Raw genomic sequence first — 19,853 nt, forward strand, 5'->3', positions numbered from 1 at the left:
GGCCAGACAGTAAATAGTATCTCCAAGAAAAAGCAGGGATACCCGAGGCTCTCAACGTTAGTTTAAAGCTAAGAACTGTATGTGGCAAGCTTACTTCTGCCCCAAAGTGAGCCAGAGAGGGATTAAACTCAGTTTCAAACCCTTCAACTTGCCTTACTTTTTTTATGCCTAGAGTTCCAACAATGTAGCTAAATTTTCTAATCCACAACAGACTGACCTTCAATCACACTTACGCACGAATATGTTGCTCAACTATCTCTAAGTTGTTGAATAATAAAAAACTAAAGGAAAGCTTTTGATTGATAACGTGCCTTGAGTCGGAAGCAATGTGTGCTTGCACGATATTAAAATGTTAGGCTTCTTTTTGGCAATGGATAGGTATAGGTACATAAATTGGAAGAATTAGTTATTAAAAACACAATCACAATGATTGGAGTGATGTTTGCTGCAATTGTCGGCGGATTCTTTTCGCTAATGAATTTGGTTTCTTCCAAAGAGCAAAAGGTTTCAGAATTTCGACAAGATTGGATTAATTCATTAAGAGAATCAATTTCCTCTTACATAGCTTCGCTGTATTATTTGTCTACTTTATATAAGCATTATGTTGAGCAGCACCCCGACAAGAAAAACCGATTCGAAATGACAAAAGGTGTCGAAGAGACTTACTCTCAAGTAAATAAAATGTACAACGACATAATCTTTCGTATAAATGAGAATGAAAAGAAACCTCACCTTAAGAAGTTAAATGACGACTTCCTTGCCGCGCTTGAAGAATCGAGAGATCTTTTTAACAAAAATGAGTTCAAAGAAGTTAAAGTCAGTTGTAATAAAGTAAGAAGCTATGCCAAACCATTACTTAAAATAGAGTGGGAACGGGTCAAGTCGGGTGAGCCAGCTTATCGATACTCTAAGTATTTCTCAGTTGCAATATTGGTTGTTGGAGTTTCAATATTCTCTTATACATCTTATAAAATAATTGACACTGCATTAGTTAGCCCTAGTCAAACCGAAACCGTAATAGAGTCAAAGCCTAACAAGTCAAGCAACGCGGACGGCGATAAAGCTGCCGCCAGTTCTTGAGGCGTTAGGCAACATACTTAAATACAGCCTCCGGATAAAGGCTGTATATGCAGTTATTTTGTTAGTTCAATACGTGTTAACTGATTAAACTGAAAGTTGAATAGTCCCGCGGGTTTTCCGATTTCGTTATTTCCTGCACTGTTTTCACTTTGAATAGCGTTGAGAAGGAAGTCGTGCATAACGCTATCACAGCTAGTAGCCTGTTGAACAGCAGAGGCATAGTGGGTATTGGCTCTATTTTTATAAGCGGCTTTCATCCCAATTACGGCAATTTCACTTGCCGGAATTACATGTTTGTTGGCGATGGCTTTACTATTATCATTTGGGTCTTGTGCTATATCGAATACAAACAGCTTGTGATCTGCTGCCCGTGGGCAATAAAACCCAAGAATGAATTCAGCCTGATATTGCTTAAACCGTGTTCTCATTCCACCGTGATTCGCCGCTTTATCTAACACCGCCTGTATAGAGTGTAATACGACCTCGGAAACGAGGTTTGCATCTAAAGCACTAGTAATATCCTGTTCGCTAAACATCTCTTCGCTAAAGTAATGGGTTGAATTAAGAAATCGGCTCTGTTGGCAGCTCATTGCCAACTTATATTCACCATTTTCGTACGTTGGGTACAGTTCACTTAGGTGATTGCGAATTGAGTTCATCAGGTGTTGAGCGACTAATGTACTGCCTGCCATTGCAACAAAGCATTTATACTCTTTTTCTTGCCCCCTGTAGTTACCAAAGGCTTCCCCATGGAATACGACTCCTTTGATTCTGATGGGGATTTCATAAACTTTTTTAAAACCTTTTACTAAAACGGTGTTACTTTGAGTTATATGGCTATCTGTGGTGATAAATAGACCAGCTTTTTGGTTTTGTTTGCCTGCTATGACTAGTGTCAATTTTTACCTTCCTTGCATTGAGTTGTTTTATGGGTTCGAATTTTGAGTGTCTTTTTGTAATGCGTCAAGTTGCCTATCAGGAAGTTTAAGAGTGATTCACAACGCTTGGCGCTTTCACTTCAAGCAAGTTTAGTGTTTATAGTACAATGCGTTAGGTAAGGTGTTGGCGTTGTTCACACCTTAATTTGGCGTTATGTGAAATGAGAATATATGTACACATTTGATCTAGTTTTACCTAAAGATTCAAAGGTAGCCGTTTGGGCTTTACAAAAATTTCTATTAGAAGAGGCCGAGAAGTTACTTGGTAAGAAAGAACTTGATAAGCAAATCTTTCAACCTACTTTTGGAGAGCGTGGCCCTTTTATACGAAATCGTTTACAAAACGATGGTGCTTGGGCTGTTCTTAGCCATAATGCGGGTGGATACTGGCCAGCTGCACTTTATGAGCTGGCCCATGAAACAATCCATCTACTGAATCCAGTTATCGGGTATACCAATTATTTAGAAGAAGGCATCGCGGTTGCGTACTCTATAGACATGTCAAAAAGAGAAACCACACACCCTATGTCACCAAATGACAAATATTATCAGCGAGCTTATGAGCTTGTTCAACTTCTACCTGATGGCATTTATGAGTCTGCAAAATGGATTAGAAATGAACTTGGCTCACTGGGGAATGTTAAAGTTGCAGACTTGAAAAAATTATTCCCAGCTCTTGAAGATGAAGTTATCGTAGAACTTTGCTCCGAGTGTGATTTTACATAACAAGCGCTTTAAACGTAACAAAAAAACAGTTGCTTAGGTTTAGATTTGCTCCACATTATAACTAACAAATTTTGTCCGTTTAAGCGGGCACTATAGCAAAAAAAAGGAGTAAATCACTTGTCGTTAGGAACGATTGTAGTCGAAGAAGTTAACCTAATACTTAAAGTTGATGATTTTGTCGAGACAGTAGCTATTGTGCTTACAGCTCTCTGTACATTTCTAGCAGCTCGTGCAGCTATGCGGTCAGCAGAGATCTCAAAAACGCAACTATTGGCGAGCCAGACTAATGCTGATCAAGTTAATTTTTTTGGTTTGCTGGATGCTTTAGAAAAAGCACACGGTATTCGCTTTCTTACACGAGGCGCATTGTATGAAGAATTAAAGGATTTGGATTCGTATTTAGACCTATATAAGTCAAAAAGTGCCGTAGCAAATACAACCATAGATAGTGTAATTAAGTTTGATTCAGAGGTTAAATCTCGTCCGAATTTTGTTGGGCGTCTGGGCAAGTCGCCAGTTCTATTTGAAACTTATTTTGACTACGCTAAAGAAGTAAGTCTTCTTTTTCAATTCGATTTTAATATCCCAGAAGAAAACGATTTTGTTGTGCTTGACCCAATTGGTATTAAAGTCCCGGTTTATGAGCGTGACCCTGACAAGATCGTATACATAGTAGACGCTGTCGCAAACGAAATTTTGGGCTATAAAAACTCTGGTTATCATTTGCTGGGAATTGGGGTTACGCGGAGAAGAGACGGTGAGTATTTTGAAGCATTTTATAATGAATACAAAGATAGTCAGAGCGGTGAGTACCAATATGTCGAAGCAAAAGGGTGAATTTTGCATACAAGCATTTAAGGTTTCAAGATACTTTTTCTAATCTTGAATAAACGATTTGGAGCTATAGGTCTAAATCGTTTTTGTCCAAAAGTGTGTTTAGGGTGTCCAGCTGAATGTGTCCAGCTGAATGTGTGATCACCAAGTGAGAAGTACCCTGATCAAGGACAGAGTGTTTATTAGAAATGTATATTCCAAGCATCAAGGCAAGTGAGTCTCTTTTCAGCTATGTATTCAGGCTTGCAAGTGTCAACCATTACATGACAGAGCCTTTTTTTCATAAGTTTATTTTGCTGAAAAATGGCAACTTTGTAGCTCAGAAAAAATCAGCAGATAGTCTATCAAAGTTGATCGGGGAGTTTCACAGCGTACGTTACGAGGAAATCACAAAAAGGGCTTTGAGTGCACCATATAGTCAGCGCATATCTAATAGCGACACTTGTTACTATGATGAAAAGCACGATAAATCAGTGCGCTATTGTCCAGAGTGCATTGCTGAACAACATTTAAACTATGGGCATGGTTGGTTAAAACGAGAGTGGTTGTTCAACTTTCAGTGTTCTATTCACAATAAGCGGCTATTGAAGCTTGTTGATACGGCTAAAAAACGAGAACTGAGCCTCTTCAAGGCGTTTGAATCGATACTTCGTGATGTCCCAAGTATCGGTCATAAAGATTTGCTTGAATCTTCCGACTTCGAGAGCCGACCTTGTATTATTGCACCTTGCTTGTTAATAGACTTTTTCAGGAGTACGGCTAAACGTGGGCTGTTCGATTTTGATGAGCTAGAAGAGCCGTTGCATAGACTTATAGGTCTTTTCTATCAATATCTAAACTGTTTTCCATCAGATGAGAAGGTTTTATTTGCTGACTATTTGCGCGGCAATGTTGTCATGAAGCCGAAGGATGGAATGTGTTTTTACAAATCCTCTTCTCCTTGCTTAGGTTGTAACTATAGCGAATGTTGCCAACATGCAGATTTACACTCCAGTGGAAACTACAACAGTATCAATGATGCAGATATTAAAAGTATCGTAGAGTGGGTATTCCAGCCTTCAGATTTACCTGAGCATATTAGTGACGAGACTTTGCAAGCATACTTAAAGCTGAAGGAACACTTGGTTGATTATCATGACCCAGAAACATTTGAAGCTGCTACGGTTAAGTGGTTAATGATACTAATGGAGTCAACATATGGATCTCATACAGAGCTATTTGGCGTAACATTTGAGAGTATTAAACGTGAACCAATATCTGGTCTCTTAGCTATTCAGCTAAAGAGAAAACGGGTCAGAAGTACCAACAGGTTTTTTCTATTACCTAGAGTCTTTGAAGATAGGATAAAATGGTATGCAGAACAACGGTGTGCAGGTCGCTTTCGATTAGCAGATCCAGTTATAATGTCTAGAACAGGCAAACCACTTGCTGTATCGGAGCTTAATAAAATTCTTCGAGAACCCTTCAGCCAGCAAGGGGGCATACCATCAGAAGGGCAAAACTTGCATGCGATTAGGGATGTCATTGCTGCTTTGGCTGTAGCGTCTGGAGCTAATATTCAGTATTTAACCAAAGCATCAGGACATAGTAACACTTCATTAGTAAGAAAAAACGTACTCCCAGTTTAGTTGTTTTTCTGGTCTTTTTACGTTGATAGTCAGAAGCCTATGAATTGGTGGGGTGAATGTAAACTCCTTATGGGCAAACTTTATTGTACGCAGGTGCCCTTACGGGCGAACTCTATTGTCGCTGCACATTAAGCTTTTAGCTTACTCACTAGATTTTAAATTATATAAAAATGGCGAGTCATACGACTCGCCATTTTTGTATCTAACATTGTGCTCTAGCTCTAGATTCGACTTTATCGATAGCTTTTCGTGCTCAATTGAATCTTTTAGCTCTTATTTACGCCGGTTTGTTTTTTGAAAACTTGATCTGTTGAATCACTAAGCCAGCAATGATCAGTACCAAGCCAAACAGGGTCGCTGGGTGAATCTCTTCGCCGATAATAGTGGAAAGTAGCATCAACGAGATAAACGGCGAGGCAAAAATTAGGTTGCTGATACGTGCCGTGTTGTTGGTCAGTTTTAATGCCGAGAGCCACAAGACAAAGGTAATGCCCATCTCAAACAGGCCTACGTAAGTCACAGCCATCCAACCTTTTGCTGTGATTTGGCTAAAGCTCTCGCCTTCGTAAATGGTTAAACCGATCGCGAAGGGCAATGCCACTAAGAAACCAAGCAATACGCCAATCACAGGGTCAGCCTTGTTTTTGGTGTTTAGAATCCAGTATCCCGCCCAAAGCAGAGTAGAAAGCAGCGCCAGTGCCACACCAAGTGGGCTATCGAACTGCATGCCTAACACATCGCCTTTGGTCGCAATAACTACCACACCCGCATAGCTGAAGGTACAAGCAATCCAATCTTGCTTACGAATCTTTTGCCCCAGAAAAACCGCCGCCATTAAGGTTAGCGTGATAGCCCAGCTGTAGTTGATGGCTTGAGCTTGAGAAGCGGGCAGCAGGTCGTAGGCTTTGAATAGAATCAGGTAATAAGCCAATGGGTTAACCAAGCCGAGCAGCAGGTAATACCAAGGGTTTGAAAGGAACGTTGTACTCAGCTGAGAGAGCTTACCTTGAAAGGCGCAGACTGCGATCAGCGCAATCGACGACACAATACTGGCAATGGTCAGCATTTGAATCGGTGAAAACTCAGCAAGGGTCAGCTTAAAAGCAGTAGCGACCGTTGACCACAGCAGTACTGCGGAAAGGCCAAAGCCCAAGGCACGACGTTCGTTCATGGCAACTCATTCTAATTTGATGGGACAGAATACGGAGCGCCTAGTCTATCTGTCGAATTTTAATACGGCAAACTGGACATTTATCCAGTATCAAAATACCATTTAATGAGTTATTTCCAATTAGGCTAAATCATTATCATGCAATGGATTATCGAACATCAGGCAACGCTTATTGCTGCAATTTCTGGCGCGCTCGTCAGCGGCGGTGTCGTGGGTTGGTGGATTAAACAGAAGCTCTCTTTTCAGCAGCGATTGCTCGAGCAGCAGCTAGAGTCCGATCGTTTGTTGCATGAATCTCAGCAAGCTCAGCTCAAATCATCACTCGCAGAGGCGCAACAAGAGCTCGATGAGTTAGATGATGACCGAGACAAAGCGGCATTCGAGCTCAAGCAGGCGCACGGTAAGGTGATGGCTGCAATGGAAAAACTGCGCTACTTTGAGGCGGTAAAGCAAGAGCGCCAGCAGTACGCTGATGAGATCAATGTGCTTAAAGATCATAAGTCTGAATTAGAAGCCGAGCTGCGCGAGCAAGAAGCAAGGCATGACCAAGAAAACCTCGCCAATAGCGAAAAGCTGCAGTTGCTAGAGCAAGCTGAATCACGACTTAAGCAGCAGTTTGAATTGTTAGCGAACCAACTGTTTGAAACCAAAACCGCCAAGGTCGATCAGCAGAATAAGCAGAGCCTAGAAGGTTTGTTGTCTCCACTAAGAGAGCAGTTGGAAGGCTTTAAGAAACAAGTGAACGACAGCTTCAGCCAAGAAGCCAAAGAGCGTCATACTTTGGTGCATGAGCTTAAAAACCTGCAGCGTCTTAATGAGAGTATGACGCGTGAAGCGGTGAACCTGACTCAAGCGCTAAAGGGTGACAACAAACAACAAGGTAACTGGGGCGAGGTGGTGCTGGCTCGCGTGCTTGCTGAATCAGGACTGCGCGAAGGCCACGAATACCAAACGCAAGTGAACCTGCAAAACGATGCGGGCAAGCGTTATCAACCGGATGTGATTGTGCATCTGCCACAAGATAAGCAAGTGGTGGTCGATTCCAAAATGGCGTTGGTGGCATTTGAACGCTACTTCAATGCCGAAACCGACCAGCAGCGTGATGCTGCATTGCGTGATCACTTGGTGTCGTTAAGAGCGCACATCAAAGGTTTGAGCCAGAAAGATTATCATCAGCTCAAAGGCATCCAAAGCTTGGATTACGTGTTGATGTTTATCCCGGTTGAGCCAGCATTCCAAGTCGCTATTCAAGCCGACCCTAGCTTGGTGAAAGACGCGATGGAGCAAAACATCATCTTGGTCAGCCCAACCACTTTGCTGGTGGCACTGCGTACAATTGATAACCTGTGGCGTAACGACAGACAGAACCAGAACGCACAGGTTATCGCAGAACGTGCGAGCAAGCTTTACGACAAGCTGCGCCTGTTTGTTGATGATATGGAAGGCCTTGGCAGCTCACTTGATAGAGCAAACCAAAGTTATCAAGGGGCGATGAATAAGCTAGTCACAGGGCGAGGCAACGTGATTCGTCAGGCCGAAAGCTTCAAGCAATTGGGTGTTGAAGTGAAGAAACCGATCTCGATTGGTTTGGCCGAAATGGCGCAAAATGAGGCTTTTTCAGAAAATGTCTCTTTAGTAGAAAGACAACCTACTGAGGATAAAGTAAACTAATCGGCCGCAGCGCCTCTAAACACAAAGAGCGCTGTCGATGAGAACTTACCATGGTAGATAACAGCATTATGGACACAAGCGTGCAGACAAATTCAGCAGTAGAGTCAGAAACCACACACTTTGGTTTCGAAACAGTCGCAAAAGACGAAAAAGTCGCGAAAGTAGCAGAGGTATTTCACTCTGTAGCCGCTAAATACGACATCATGAATGACTTAATGTCGGGTGGTGTTCACCGCTTGTGGAAGCGATTCACAATTGATTGCAGTGGCGTTCGCCCTGGTCAGCGTATCCTAGATCTTGGTGGTGGTACTGGCGACCTTACTGCGAAATTCTCGCGTATCGTTGGTGAAAAAGGCCACGTGGTTCTTGCTGATATCAACAACTCAATGCTGAATGTTGGCCGTGATAAGCTGCGTGATAGCGGCATTGTTGGCAACGTACACTACGTACAAGCGAACGCTGAAGAGTTGCCATTCCCAGATAACTACTTCGATTGCATTACGATCAGCTTCTGTCTGCGTAACGTAACCGATAAAGACCAAGCGCTGCGTTCTATGTACCGCGTACTTAAGCCGGGTGGCCGTCTGTTGGTTCTTGAGTTTTCTAAGCCAGTGCTTGAGCCACTATCAAAGGTTTACGACGCATACTCTTTCCACCTGTTGCCAAAAATGGGTGAGCTGATTGCCAACGATGCAGACAGCTACCGTTACCTTGCAGAATCTATTCGTATGCACCCAAATCAAGAGACTTTGGAAGGCATGATGCAAGAAGCGGGCTTTGAAAATACAAAATACTTCAACCTAACGGGCGGTATTGTTGCGCTGCACCGCGGTTACAAGTTCTAGTCGAGCTTGGTAGCAGGCTCGCTGAGCGTGCTAAACAATAAGAATAAAGATAGAACGGATAGGTTAAGGCTTATCCGTTTTCAAAGGTAAGGACAGTCATGCCATTTGATCCATTGGTAACCGCGGTTATTGAAACCTCTTTAAATACTTTCGTGAACGATGATCCAGCCTTGGTTCGTCGTTTGTCTCGTTTAAAGGGGCAGATCATTCAAGTTAATTTGAAAGAGTTGAATAAAACACTCACTTTCGTTTTCAGCCAACAGATTGATGTGTTGTCAGAATACGAAGGGCAGCCTGACTGCTACCTATCTTTGAACCTATCGGTGTTACCTGAACTGCGTGAGCAATCGAACATCACCAAGCTGATCAAGCAAGATAAGCTGATCTTAGAAGGTGATATTCAACTGGCTCAGAAATTCGCTCAACTGATGACAGACTGCAAGCCTGATTTGGAAGAGTGGTTATCGCGCGTAACGGGTGATGTGGTTGCGCATACCTTGGTGCAAGGCGTTAAAAACGTCGGTGGCTTTGTAGCAAAACAGGCAACTAAGCATCAAAATCATGTTGCTCAAGTTCTGACTGAAGAGTGGAAGATCGCACCTGCACCGTTAGAAGTCGCGCATTTTTGCGACCAAGTTGATGACGTAAAAAGCTCTGCTGCTCGTCTTGAAGCTAAGTTGAACGCTCTGTTGGAGAAAGCATGACCCCAGCAGAACTGAAACGTCTTTATCATATTATCAAGGTACAGTTGGAATACGGCCTTGATGAGTTGATGCCGGAACACCAACTGACTAAAGCCCCTTTGTTGGCGCGAAAGTCACTGTTTTGGCTCAAGAACAAGCATCAAGATAAAGAGTTGGGTCATCGCTTGCGCCTTGCGCTGCAAGAACTTGGTCCAGTGTGGATCAAGTTTGGACAGATGATGTCGACACGTCGTGATCTGTTCCCTCCTCATATCGCCGATCAGTTGGCGTTGTTGCAAGACCAAGTTGCGCCGTTTGATGGTCAATTGGCGAAGCAAGATATGGAAAAGGCGTTGGGTGGCAGTTTAGACAACTGGTTTACCGACTTTGATATCGAGCCACTGGCTTCTGCTTCTATTGCTCAGGTGCATACCGCAAAGCTTAAAGAGAGCGGTCGCGAGATTGTTCTGAAGGTCATTCGACCTGATATTCGCCCGGTGATTGACGCAGATCTAAAACTGATGCACCGAATGGCGCGTATAGTCGCTAAGTCGCTTCCTGAAGCACGTCGTTTGAAACCGGTTGAAGTGGTTCACGAGTACGAGAAAACGTTACTTGATGAACTCGACCTGCGCCGTGAGGCGGCCAATGCCATTCAACTGCGACGTAATTTTGAAGGCAGTGAAGAGCTGTATGTTCCAGAGGTTATCCCTGATCTAAGCAGCGAAACCCTGATGGTGTCAGAGCGAATCTATGGTATTCAGGTTTCCGATATTGAAACTCTGAACGCCAACGGCACTAACATGAAATTGTTGGCAGAACGTGGTGTGACGGTATTCTTCACTCAAGTATTCCGAGACAGCTTTTTCCATGCCGACATGCACCCGGGTAACGTATTCGTTAATCCAGAAAATCCAGACAACCCTCAGTGGATTGGTTTGGATTGTGGCATTGTTGGCACGCTCAACAGCGAAGATAAGCGTTATTTAGCAGAGAACCTGCTGGCCTTCTTCAATCGAGATTACCGTAAAGTCGCAGAGCTGCACGTGGATTCGGGTTGGGTGCCACACGACACCAACGTTAACGATTTCGAGTTCGCGATTCGCATGGTGTGTGAGCCAATTTTTGCAAAACCACTTGGTGAGATCTCATTTGGCCATGTGTTGCTAAACTTATTTAATACAGCAAGACGTTTCAACATGGAGGTTCAACCTCAGTTGGTGCTTCTGCAAAAGACCTTGTTGTATGTCGAAGGCCTAGGCCGTCAGCTGTATCCGCAACTTGATTTGTGGGCAACGGCGAAGCCTTTCCTTGAAACCTGGATGATGAATCAGGTGGGGCCGCAAGCTGTGATCAACGCAGTAAAAGAGCGTGCGCCATTCTGGGCAGAAAAACTGCCAGAGCTGCCAGAGCTACTTTATGACAGCTTGCGCCAAGGTAAAGCGATGAACCACAGAATGGATCAGCTTTATCAAGGTTACCGAGATAGTAAGCGTCAGCAAGCAACTGGAAAGTTTTTGTTTGGCGTTGGAGCCACTTTAGTCGTATGCTCCGCAATATTAGTTTCAAGCCCTTATGAGCAGCTATCTATGGGCTGTGGCATCGCAGGTGTCACATTTTGGTTGCTTAGTTGGCGAGCTTACCGTCGTTAGACAGTAGACTCTCTTAATATTTTTATGTGTAGACAGACCCGAGGACAATGACAATGGGTGGTATCAGTATTTGGCAACTTCTAATCATTGCTGTAATTGTAATTTTGCTATTCGGAACAAAGAAACTGCGCGGTATGGGTGGTGACTTAGGTTCAGCGGTTAAAGGCTTCAAAAAAGCGATGAGCGATGAAGACAAGCCTGCAGATAAGAAAGATGCAGACTTCGAACCAAAGAATATTGAACAGCAGAAGACAGAAGCTCACGCTGAAACAACTGCTGAAACAAAGAAAGACAAAGAGCAGGCGTAAATCGTGTTTGATATCGGTTTTTGGGAACTGGTATTAATATCTGTCGTTGGGTTAGTGGTTTTAGGGCCTGAGCGTTTGCCCGTGGCGATTCGCAGTATTTCCAAGTTTGTTGGACAAGCGAAAAGCATGGCAAACAGTGTGAAAGATGAACTTTCTCATGAGCTTAAGGTGCAAGAGCTGCAAGAAAACCTACGCAAGGCGGAAAAAATGGGTATGGAAGATTTATCTCCAGACCTTAAAGCGTCAGTCGATGAACTCAAGCAGGCCGCTGCTGAGGTTCAACGTCCGTATGCTAAGCCTGAGTCTGATAAGCCAAGTGAGACTAAACCTAGTGTCATGGAAACTGTGGAATCTGAAACCATTCAGGTCAACAGCGAAGCTTCAGCACCGTCAGATAAGAAAGCCGAATAGTCTCGCAAGGAGGAGTCGCCGGATACTTGATTCGCTAGATGTTTAAATAGATATCTATTCAAGTAAATAACTATTCAAGTGGATACCAATTCAACTGGATAGATACACGCGCGGCTCCTTTTCGATCTTCCTGTTTAAGAGGTTTGACATGTCTTCGACTGAGCAGACACAGCCTTTAATTAGCCACCTTCTAGAACTACGTAATCGCCTACTACGTGCGATTGTCGCGGTGCTAGTGATATTTGTCGGGCTAATTTATTTTGCTAATGATATTTATGAATTCGTATCAGCACCTTTGGTAGATCGTCTACCGGAAGGGGCGACGATGATCGCAACCGATGTTGCATCGCCATTTTTCACACCGCTGAAATTAACCTTGATCGCGTCTATATTCCTCGCGGTTCCGTTTATTTTGTATCAGGTGTGGGCTTTTGTTGCTCCGGGTTTATACAAGCATGAAAAACGCTTGATCATGCCGCTATTGGCTTCAAGTTCATTGCTGTTTTACTGTGGTGTGGCGTTCGCTTACTTTATTGTATTCCCGTTGGTATTTGGCTTTTTTACGGCCATATCATTAGGGGGAGTAGAGTTCGCAACCGACATCTCAAGCTATCTTGATTTTGTACTCGCGCTGTTCTTTGCTTTTGGTATTGCCTTTGAAGTGCCTGTTGCGATTATCTTGTTGTGTTGGACGGGGGCAACAACGCCTCAATCTCTGTCTGAAAAGCGTCCTTACATTGTGGTGGGTGCTTTCATCATCGGTATGATGCTGACACCACCAGATATGATCTCGCAAACACTGTTGGCGATTCCAATGTGTATTCTGTTTGAGATTGGTCTGTTTTTCGCACGCTTTTATACGCGTAAGCCAGATGCGGATGAAGAGGAAGAAGCTGAATCTTGATTCGGAATGCTTCAGTAAAAATCACATAATAAAAAAGCGGCCTAGGGCCGCTTTTTTATTATGTCTGTTTATCGAATCTTTAACTGATAGCCACAGTTCTGACATATATAGAGCTCTTTGATGCCCAAAATTTTATGCCATAGGGTTCGATGTTGACGTTGTAAGTGTTGTGAATGGTCACACATAATCAACTACCTCTATATGCAGGTGGTTGATGATATATTGAATGAGATAGTAACTCAAACTAAACTGTAAATTCTAACTTTCCACTGAACAAACAAAAAAGCGACGCTAGCCGCTTTGATTTTGCGTATCTATCTTACTTTCAATTGGTATCCACATTGAGTGCAATTATACAGCTCTTTGATGCCAATTACTTTGTGCCATAGAGTTCGATGTTTACGCCTTAAGTGGGGGTGCTTACACATAAATTACCGTCGAGATATTCAGGCGGCTTATGTTGTACTAGTTTAATAGTTCATTCAACAAAATATACAAAACTTACATTTTTTGTTGAATTGTATAGGTTTTTACAAGTTGAATAAGCTGATTGCATTTTTTGTGGTGATTGCATTCACCTCTTCGATGCTTTTGCCGCGCAATTCAGCGATGCGTTTTGCTACTAATTCTGTGTAGGCTGGTTCATTGCGTTTACCGCGATTCGGTGTTGGTGCTAAGTATGGGCAATCTGTCTCTAGGATGACGTAATTCATATCAAGATGTGGAATCACCTTATCCATCCCAGAGTTCTTAAAGGTCGAAACGCCGCCTAAACCTAAATGAAAGCCTAGCTCGTTGATCGCTTGAGCTTCCTCTAAGCTGCTACCAAAGCAGTGGAATACCCCGCGTAAGCTGCCATCTTGTTCTTTACGAAGTAGGGCAAGTGTCTCTTCAATGGAATCACGAGTGTGGATCACCACAGGTAGATCAAGCTCTTTTGCCCACTGCAGTTGAGTCACAAACGCCATCTCTTGTTCAGCCTTGAAGGTTTTATCCCAGTACAAGTCGATACCAATCTCACCCACGGCGATAAAGTCATGCTTATCAAACCAAGCTCGAATGGTTTTGAGGGTTTGCTCGATATTCGCATCCACATAACAAGGGTGTAAGCCCATCATTGAACGGCACACATCAGGAAACTGCGCTTCCGTTGCTAACATTGGTTCGATAGATTCTAAATCGATGTTCGGCAATAGAATGGTATCAATCCCTTGAGCCAGTGCGCGCTGCACAACTTGTTCGCGGTCTTCATCGAATTCGCTAGCGTAAATATGAGCATGGGTGTCGATCATTGTTTTGTCCTGAAAGCGGTCTTTACTGAGTTGTCATGAGTATACGGCAGTGTGAGGAGAAGGTCATTTTTTGCCATTTATCCCTATTTTTGAGTAGGTTTCATATTTTACTGCTAGCGTCCTGAGCCATCAGTGATATGCTTTTGCCTGTATTTAGCACTTTTCATATCTAAGTATTTCGGTGCTTAGAATAGGCAAGGAGAATCTAGTGTCTGTTTCAATTCAAGGTCAATTCCCAGGTCGCCGTATGCGCCGTATGCGTAAGCACGACTTTAGCCGTCGCCTAATGGCAGAAAATCAATTGTCTGTGGATGATCTAATCTACCCAATGTTTATCCTGATGGGTAAAGACCGCCGCGAGCCTGTCGAGTCAATGCCAGGTGTTGAACGCTTGTCGATCGACTACATGCTTGAGGAAGCAGATTACCTGTCAAAGCTGGGTGTTCCTGCGATTGCTCTATTTCCAGTCGTGAACCAAGATGCTAAAAGTTTATGCGCAGCTGAAGCTCATAACTCAGAAGGTTTGGTGCAGCGCGCTGTACGTTTACTAAAAGAGCATGTGCCAAACATTGGCGTTATTACTGACGTAGCACTAGACCCGTTCACCACTCACGGCCAAGACGGCATCATCGATGAAGATGGTTACGTGATGAATGACGAGACGACTGAAGTCTTGATCAAGCAAGCATTATCACACGCTGAAGCGGGTGCTGACGTAGTTGCCCCATCGGATATGATGGATGGTCGCATTGGTAAGATCCGTGAAGCGTTAGAAGAAGCGGGCCATATTCATACTCAGATTATGGCGTACTCTGCAAAATATGCATCGTGCTACTACGGCCCATTCCGTGATGCAGTTGGCAGTGCTTCGAACCTGAAAGGTGGTAACAAGAAGAACTACCAGATGGATCCAGCCAACAGCGATGAAGCGATTCATGAAGTCGCGATGGATCTTAATGAAGGTGCGGACATGGTGATGGTGAAACCAGGCATGCCTTACCTTGATATTGTTCGTCGTGTTAAGCACGAACTGCAAGCGCCTACGTTTGCTTACCAAGTATCTGGTGAATACGCGATGCACAAAGCGGCGATTCAAAACGGCTGGCTGAAAGAGCGCGAAACCGTCATGGAATCACTGTTGTGCTTTAAGCGTGCTGGCGCTGATGGCATTCTTACTTACTTCGCTAAAGATGTCGCAGAGTGGCTTGCTGAAGATAACGCACAAGCTGCTGAGCATTTAAAAGAAAAGTAACCGTGTAGATCTCACTTAAGTGATCAGTAAAGGGTTGGCCATTGTGCCAGCCCTTTCGTTTATAAGGATGAATAAGATGTCAGTTGTCGTACGTGAAGGTTCTTTAGAAGAAGTGGTGTCTGTGGTCGAGCAGATCTCTGAGTTCGCTAAAAAAGAGAGTGTCGCTTCTCTGTCAGAGCGGCTGGCAGGGAAAAAGAGCCTTATCTTAGTGGCTGAAGAAGCTGGCGTGTTGCTTGGCTTTAAGATCGGCTATGAATTGGATCAAGATACTTTTTACAGCTGGTTTGGTGGCGTGTCACCGCTCGCGAGGAACAAAGGCGTTGCACAGGCGCAATTAGACGTTCAGGAACAGTGGGCGAAAGAGCAGGGCTACAGACAGTTAAAGGTTAAGTCTCGTAACCAGTTCCCTGCAATGTTGCGCCTGTTATTGAGAAACGGTTACCTAATCGAAAGATTTGAAGAAAAAGAAGACATTAATGACCATAGAATCCATTTTTTGAAGCAAATTTAAGCACTGCTGTTAACGGTTTATAAATCAAATGAGATTTATTATCATTTAATTGTTGACTATTAAATGAGAATCATTATTATTAACTTCGTCTTAGGGAATGAGGAAATGTTCACAAGGATGTTAAGTACTCAAGTATCTACTTGGTTACCCAACAGAATTCTCGCGAACTTGTACTAAGTTCTTTTTGACACGACATTGCTCACATTGCTTCCAGTGTAATTTATAGCTTTTAGGTAAAGCTGTGGTATTCAATTTGAATGGCTTTACCGGTTTTTGCTAGGCGACATCTTCGGGTGTCGCTTTTTTTTATACCTACCATTTCAACAAGATGCATATTTAGTGGCACGTATTTTTATGAATAAAACGCCATCCGCATTCTTTTCCACAACGCAAGATCGAGAAAAGATCGTTGATCATCTGTTCGATCTGTAAAATTATTCTTTATTTTCAGTTGTTTATTGGTGTTTTTTGAGTTGTTCACCGTAGTTCTCAACAGGGTGGATAAATAATATAAACAGAGTTATCCACAGAACGCTTGCGTCTAAGAACAAAAAATAACAACAAATCGATTATAACGAACACAACCGAGTGAACGGATACAGATCGACAACGTGGAATCCAACCAACAGACGTGGCATTCTTAACAGATAATTTCTGTACTTACTGGATACACAAACATTATGGCTCGTATTCCTGATAATCCATTGATTCTGATCGATGGCTCTTCTTACCTATATCGCGCGTTTCATGCTTACCCTGGCACCATGAGCAATGGTGATATCCCGACTAACGCGGTTTACGGTGTAGTTAACATGCTGCGCAGCATGATGCGTCAATTTGCTTCTGATCGTATTGCGGTTATTTTTGATGCAAAAGGAAAGACGTTCCGTGATGACATGTACCCAGAGTACAAGGCTAATCGTCCACCTATGCCGGATGATCTACGTTGTCAGATCGAACCTTTGCACAACGTGATTCGCGCAATGGGTCTACCACTTATCTCGATCCCAGGCGTTGAAGCGGATGATGTGATTGGTACGCTAGCTTCTCAAGCATCTAAAGCGGGCATGCCGGTTTTGATCAGTACTGGCGATAAAGATATGGCGCAGCTGGTTGATGACAACGTTACTTTGATCAACACCATGACCAACGTGGTTATGGATCGCGAAGGCGTGATAGAGAAGTTTGGCATCCCACCTGAGCTGATTATCGACTACCTTGCACTGATGGGCGATAAAGTGGATAACATTCCTGGCGTTCCAGGTGTTGGTGACAAAACAGCAACTGCTCTACTACAAGGCATTGGTAGCATCGAAAAGCTGTATCAAAACCTGGATGATATTGCCGCTCTTGGCTTCCGTGGTTCAAAAACCATGGCTAAGAAGCTGATTGATAATAAAGACAACGCTGAGATGTCTTACGAGCTTGCAACGATCAAACTGGACGTCGAGTTAGAAGAGACACCTGAGTCGCTTGTAAAAGCACAACCAAATACGGATGAGCTGATTAAGCTATACGGTCAACTGGTCTTCAAATCTTGGTTGAACGAGCTACTTGAAGGCGGCAGCGGTGTGGTTGAGGCGGATGAGAAGTCGGGTGCAGTGCGCAGCAGCGAGGCATCAACTACATCTACTGTAGAAATGAACACCTCTGCAGTGACGATTGATCGCAGCAACTACGAAACCATCCTAGATGAAGCCTCTTTTAATGCGTGGCTAGAGAAACTGAAAGCGTCAGAGGTGTTTGCCTTTGATACTGAAACGGATAGCTTGGACTACATGGTGGCTAACCTTGTTGGTCTATCATTCGCAACTGAAGAAGGCGTTGCCGCTTACGTACCGGTTGCTCATGACTACTTAGATGCACCTCAACAACTGGATCGTGATTGGGTACTTGAACAGCTTAAGCCGATTCTTGAAGATGACGCACAGCCTAAAGTCGGTCAAAACCTGAAGTACGATATGAGCGTTTTAGCGCGCTACGGTATCGAGATGAAAGGCATCAAGCACGACACCATGCTAGCGTCTTATGTTTTTAATAGCGTTGGCGGCAAGCATGATATGGATAGCCTAGCGCTGCGTTTCCTTCAGCACAGCTGCATCTCATTTGAGCAAATCGCAGGTAAAGGTAAGAAGCAGCTTACTTTCAACCAGATTGAGCTGGGAGAAGCGTCTCCATACGCAGCAGAAGATGCTGACGTGACACTACGTCTTCATAACCGTTTGATGGAAAACATTGAGCAAGATGAAAAGCTAAAAGCCATCTATGAAGAAATCGAAGTACCACTGATCCCTGTAATGTCTCGCATTGAACGTACCGGCGTATTCATCGATGACATGTTGCTGGGCGCTCAATCGCAAGAGATTGCGGTTCGATTGGATGAGCTAGAACAGAAAGCCTACGAGATTGCAGAGCAAGAGTTCAACATGAACTCGCCAAAACAGCTGCAAGCGATCCTGTTTGAGAAAATGGGTCTGCCTGTTATCAAGAAAACGCCATCAGGTGCACCTTCAACCAACGAAGAAGTGCTGCAAGAGTTGGCTCTTGATTACCCGCTACCTAAGCTGATCATTGAGTATCGTGGCCTTGCGAAACTAAAGTCGACCTACACAGATAAACTACCGAAGATGATCAACGCTGAAACGGGTCGTGTTCATACGTCTTATCACCAAGCGGTGACAGCAACGGGTCGATTGTCTTCAACAGATCCAAACCTGCAGAACATCCCAATTCGTAATGAAGAAGGCCGTCGTATCCGCCAAGCATTCGTTGCACAACATGGTTGGAAGATTCTAGCGGTCGATTACTCTCAAATTGAATTGCGTATCATGGCGCACCTGTCGGGTGATAAAGCGCTTCTGGAAGCATTCCAACAAGGTAAAGATATCCACGCAGCAACTGCGGCTGAGATCATCGGCGTTAATATTGAGGATGTAACGACGGAACAACGTCGTCGTGCTAAGGCCGTTAACTTCGGTCTTATCTACGGTATGAGTGCCTTTGGTTTGGCTAAGCAGCTAGGTATTCCTCGTGGCGAAGCACAGCACTACATGGATACTTACTTCGAGCGCTACCCTGGTGTGATGCAGTACATGGAAGACACGCGCAGTGCTGCTTCAGAGCAGGGCTTCGTTGAAACCATTTACGGTCGTCGTTTGCACCTTCCTGAAATTCAATCTCGTAATGGCATGCGTCGTAAAGCTGCTGAGCGTGCGGCGATCAACGCGCCAATGCAAGGCACAGCAGCGGACATCATTAAGAAAGCGATGTTGTTAGTCGATGAGTGGATTCAAGCCGAAGGCGATGGTCGTGTGAAGCTATTGATGCAAGTACACGATGAATTGGTGTTTGAAGTGGAAGAGTCAGCTTTAGCCGAAATTGAAAGTAAAGTACAACAATTGATGGAATCCGCGGCAGAACTAGAAGTGCCGCTTGTGGCGGAAGCTGGCCACGGTGATAACTGGGATCAAGCCCACTAATCAGTTTTTGACCTTATTAAGCAAATTAGTATGAGCCAGTGCACAAACACTGGCTTTTTTTTGTCTCGAATAAAGATAAGCTGTGAAAAGAACTTAGATGTTTTAATAAAACATTCATGAAAAAAAACTACAAAAATTGTTTTCATTTCTGAGCAATTGTTGTACATTAAATCTCGTAGGGTACAGAGGTAAGATGTTCTATCTTTCAGACCTTTTGTTTCACGTTATTGGATTAGGCTGATTCAGCCGCCCCAGTCAGTATTTGACTGGGGCGTTTTTTCTTGTGCGAAAGAAAAATATTTCCACCCTACCATTCCCCCGTAAAACCTCTCATTTTTAGTGCCTTTTATTACACTTTCTCAAGCACAGTGATAAACCCCTGATTTGCCTTAGATCTGGAATTCGATCAGATTTTGGTAATTTAAATCCGTCTCTAAGTCGATTGTTTTATCACTTGAAATAACTTTT

At 43.7% G+C, this 19,853-nt stretch carries 18 protein-coding genes; 14 read left to right on the forward strand and 4 right to left on the reverse strand.

The genetic code is table 11. The features are described 5' to 3' along the window. Positions 1–208, reverse strand: a 208-nt coding sequence (locus AB4493_RS00760) for a hypothetical protein (protein ID WP_372154373.1), incomplete at its 3' end; no start/stop codon positions are given. A gap of 185 nt (positions 209–393) precedes the next feature. On the opposite strand from AB4493_RS00760, the gene AB4493_RS00765 reads away from it, so the two are divergent. Next, entirely contained in the window at positions 394–1,080 is a 687-nt protein-coding gene (locus AB4493_RS00765; protein WP_102500394.1) for a hypothetical protein, read from the forward strand. A 53-nt stretch (positions 1,081–1,133) separates the two neighbouring features. Here AB4493_RS00765 and AB4493_RS00770 read toward each other — a convergent pair whose 3' ends face one another. Next, positions 1,134–1,979: a hypothetical protein gene (locus AB4493_RS00770; RefSeq protein ID WP_102500395.1), complete on the reverse strand. Its 846-nt coding sequence runs from the start codon at positions 1,977–1,979 to the stop codon at positions 1,134–1,136. A 210-nt stretch (positions 1,980–2,189) separates the two neighbouring features. Here AB4493_RS00770 and AB4493_RS00775 point away from each other — a divergent pair, with 210 nt between their 5' ends. From AB4493_RS00775 to AB4493_RS00785, 3 genes are all read left to right on the forward strand, one after another. After that, positions 2,190–2,744, forward strand: coding sequence for a hypothetical protein (locus AB4493_RS00775; RefSeq protein WP_102500396.1), 555 nt, complete (start codon positions 2,190–2,192; stop codon positions 2,742–2,744). A gap of 117 nt (positions 2,745–2,861) precedes the next feature. Then, positions 2,862–3,581 carry a hypothetical protein gene (locus AB4493_RS00780; protein ID WP_102281787.1) on the forward strand — a complete coding sequence of 240 codons (720 nt, stop codon included), beginning with the start codon at positions 2,862–2,864 and terminating at the stop codon, positions 3,579–3,581. A gap of 185 nt (positions 3,582–3,766) precedes the next feature. Continuing rightward, positions 3,767–5,206 carry a TniQ family protein gene (locus AB4493_RS00785; RefSeq protein WP_372154374.1) on the forward strand — a complete coding sequence of 480 codons (1,440 nt, stop codon included), beginning with the start codon at positions 3,767–3,769 and terminating at the stop codon, positions 5,204–5,206. Positions 5,207–5,483: 277 nt separating this feature from the next. Here AB4493_RS00785 and AB4493_RS00790 read toward each other — a convergent pair whose 3' ends face one another. After that, entirely contained in the window at positions 5,484–6,377 is an 894-nt protein-coding gene (locus AB4493_RS00790) for a DMT family transporter (protein WP_104216341.1), read from the reverse strand. Positions 6,378–6,515: 138 nt separating this feature from the next. On the opposite strand from AB4493_RS00790, the gene rmuC reads away from it, so the two are divergent. The 7 genes from rmuC to tatC all read left to right on the forward strand — a co-directional run bounded on the left by rmuC (position 6,516) and on the right by tatC (position 12,851). Beyond that, positions 6,516–8,048 carry a DNA recombination protein RmuC gene (gene rmuC / locus AB4493_RS00795; protein ID WP_372154375.1) on the forward strand — a complete coding sequence of 511 codons (1,533 nt, stop codon included), beginning with the start codon at positions 6,516–6,518 and terminating at the stop codon, positions 8,046–8,048. A 65-nt stretch (positions 8,049–8,113) separates the two neighbouring features. Next, entirely contained in the window at positions 8,114–8,893 is a 780-nt protein-coding gene (gene ubiE / locus AB4493_RS00800; RefSeq protein ID WP_026012235.1) for a bifunctional demethylmenaquinone methyltransferase/2-methoxy-6-polyprenyl-1,4-benzoquinol methylase UbiE, read from the forward strand. A gap of 98 nt (positions 8,894–8,991) precedes the next feature. Beyond that, positions 8,992–9,597: an SCP2 domain-containing protein gene (locus AB4493_RS00805; protein ID WP_017063051.1), complete on the forward strand. Its 606-nt coding sequence runs from the start codon at positions 8,992–8,994 to the stop codon at positions 9,595–9,597. Further along, the gene (gene ubiB, locus AB4493_RS00810) at positions 9,594–11,228 is read left to right on the forward strand and encodes a ubiquinone biosynthesis regulatory protein kinase UbiB (protein WP_372154376.1); all 1,635 of its coding nucleotides are present in this window, start codon (positions 9,594–9,596) and stop codon (positions 11,226–11,228) included. Before AB4493_RS00805 ends, ubiB begins: the two co-directional genes overlap by 4 nt. A gap of 53 nt (positions 11,229–11,281) precedes the next feature. After that, on the forward strand, positions 11,282–11,536 hold the full coding sequence (gene tatA, locus AB4493_RS00815) for a Sec-independent protein translocase subunit TatA (protein ID WP_017060154.1): 255 nt from the start codon (positions 11,282–11,284) through the stop codon (positions 11,534–11,536). Between the two features lie 3 nt (positions 11,537–11,539). Then, on the forward strand, positions 11,540–11,947 hold the full coding sequence (tatB, locus tag AB4493_RS00820; RefSeq protein WP_017060155.1) for a Sec-independent protein translocase protein TatB: 408 nt from the start codon (positions 11,540–11,542) through the stop codon (positions 11,945–11,947). 148 nt (positions 11,948–12,095) lie between these two features. After that, positions 12,096–12,851 (forward strand): twin-arginine translocase subunit TatC, encoded by a 756-nt coding sequence (gene tatC / locus AB4493_RS00825; RefSeq protein WP_017060156.1) that lies wholly within the window; start codon positions 12,096–12,098, stop codon positions 12,849–12,851. A gap of 530 nt (positions 12,852–13,381) precedes the next feature. On the opposite strand, the gene AB4493_RS00830 is transcribed toward tatC, so the two are convergent. Then, positions 13,382–14,143: a TatD family hydrolase gene (locus AB4493_RS00830; RefSeq protein WP_104216339.1), complete on the reverse strand. Its 762-nt coding sequence runs from the start codon at positions 14,141–14,143 to the stop codon at positions 13,382–13,384. Between the two features lie 208 nt (positions 14,144–14,351). Here AB4493_RS00830 and hemB point away from each other — a divergent pair, with 208 nt between their 5' ends. The 3 genes from hemB (at position 14,352) to polA (ending at position 19,385) form a co-directional block, all read left to right on the forward strand. Continuing rightward, positions 14,352–15,395 (forward strand): porphobilinogen synthase, encoded by a 1,044-nt coding sequence (gene hemB / locus AB4493_RS00835; RefSeq protein WP_017060158.1) that lies wholly within the window; start codon positions 14,352–14,354, stop codon positions 15,393–15,395. A gap of 76 nt (positions 15,396–15,471) precedes the next feature. After that, positions 15,472–15,906, forward strand: coding sequence for a GNAT family N-acetyltransferase (locus AB4493_RS00840; protein WP_017063054.1), 435 nt, complete (start codon positions 15,472–15,474; stop codon positions 15,904–15,906). Positions 15,907–16,586: 680 nt separating this feature from the next. Beyond that, positions 16,587–19,385 (forward strand): DNA polymerase I, encoded by a 2,799-nt coding sequence (gene polA / locus AB4493_RS00845; RefSeq protein ID WP_372154377.1) that lies wholly within the window; start codon positions 16,587–16,589, stop codon positions 19,383–19,385. Positions 19,386–19,853 lie beyond the last annotated feature (468 nt).

This window comes from Vibrio sp. 10N.222.55.A1 (genome assembly GCF_041473835.1).
Classification (GTDB): domain Bacteria; phylum Pseudomonadota; class Gammaproteobacteria; order Enterobacterales; family Vibrionaceae; genus Vibrio; species Vibrio crassostreae_C.

What these genes read in the sequence shown, in the direction of transcription:
- AB4493_RS00775 (WP_102500396.1), top strand. Translation starts at nt 2,190, where the DNA reads ATGTACACATTTGATCTAGTTTTACCTAAAGATTCAAAGGTAGCCGTT.
- AB4493_RS00785 (WP_372154374.1), top strand. Translation starts at nt 3,767, where the DNA reads ATGTATATTCCAAGCATCAAGGCAAGTGAGTCTCTTTTCAGCTATGTA.
- AB4493_RS00790 (WP_104216341.1), bottom strand. Translation starts at nt 6,377, where the DNA reads ATGAACGAACGTCGTGCCTTGGGCTTTGGCCTTTCCGCAGTACTGCTG.
- rmuC (WP_372154375.1), top strand. Translation starts at nt 6,516, where the DNA reads ATGCAATGGATTATCGAACATCAGGCAACGCTTATTGCTGCAATTTCT.
- AB4493_RS00805 (WP_017063051.1), top strand. Translation starts at nt 8,992, where the DNA reads ATGCCATTTGATCCATTGGTAACCGCGGTTATTGAAACCTCTTTAAAT.
- ubiB (WP_372154376.1), top strand. Translation starts at nt 9,594, where the DNA reads ATGACCCCAGCAGAACTGAAACGTCTTTATCATATTATCAAGGTACAG.
- tatA (WP_017060154.1), top strand. Translation starts at nt 11,282, where the DNA reads ATGGGTGGTATCAGTATTTGGCAACTTCTAATCATTGCTGTAATTGTA.
- tatC (WP_017060156.1), top strand. Translation starts at nt 12,096, where the DNA reads ATGTCTTCGACTGAGCAGACACAGCCTTTAATTAGCCACCTTCTAGAA.
- AB4493_RS00830 (WP_104216339.1), bottom strand. Translation starts at nt 14,143, where the DNA reads ATGATCGACACCCATGCTCATATTTACGCTAGCGAATTCGATGAAGAC.
- AB4493_RS00840 (WP_017063054.1), top strand. Translation starts at nt 15,472, where the DNA reads ATGTCAGTTGTCGTACGTGAAGGTTCTTTAGAAGAAGTGGTGTCTGTG.
- polA (WP_372154377.1), top strand. Translation starts at nt 16,587, where the DNA reads ATGGCTCGTATTCCTGATAATCCATTGATTCTGATCGATGGCTCTTCT.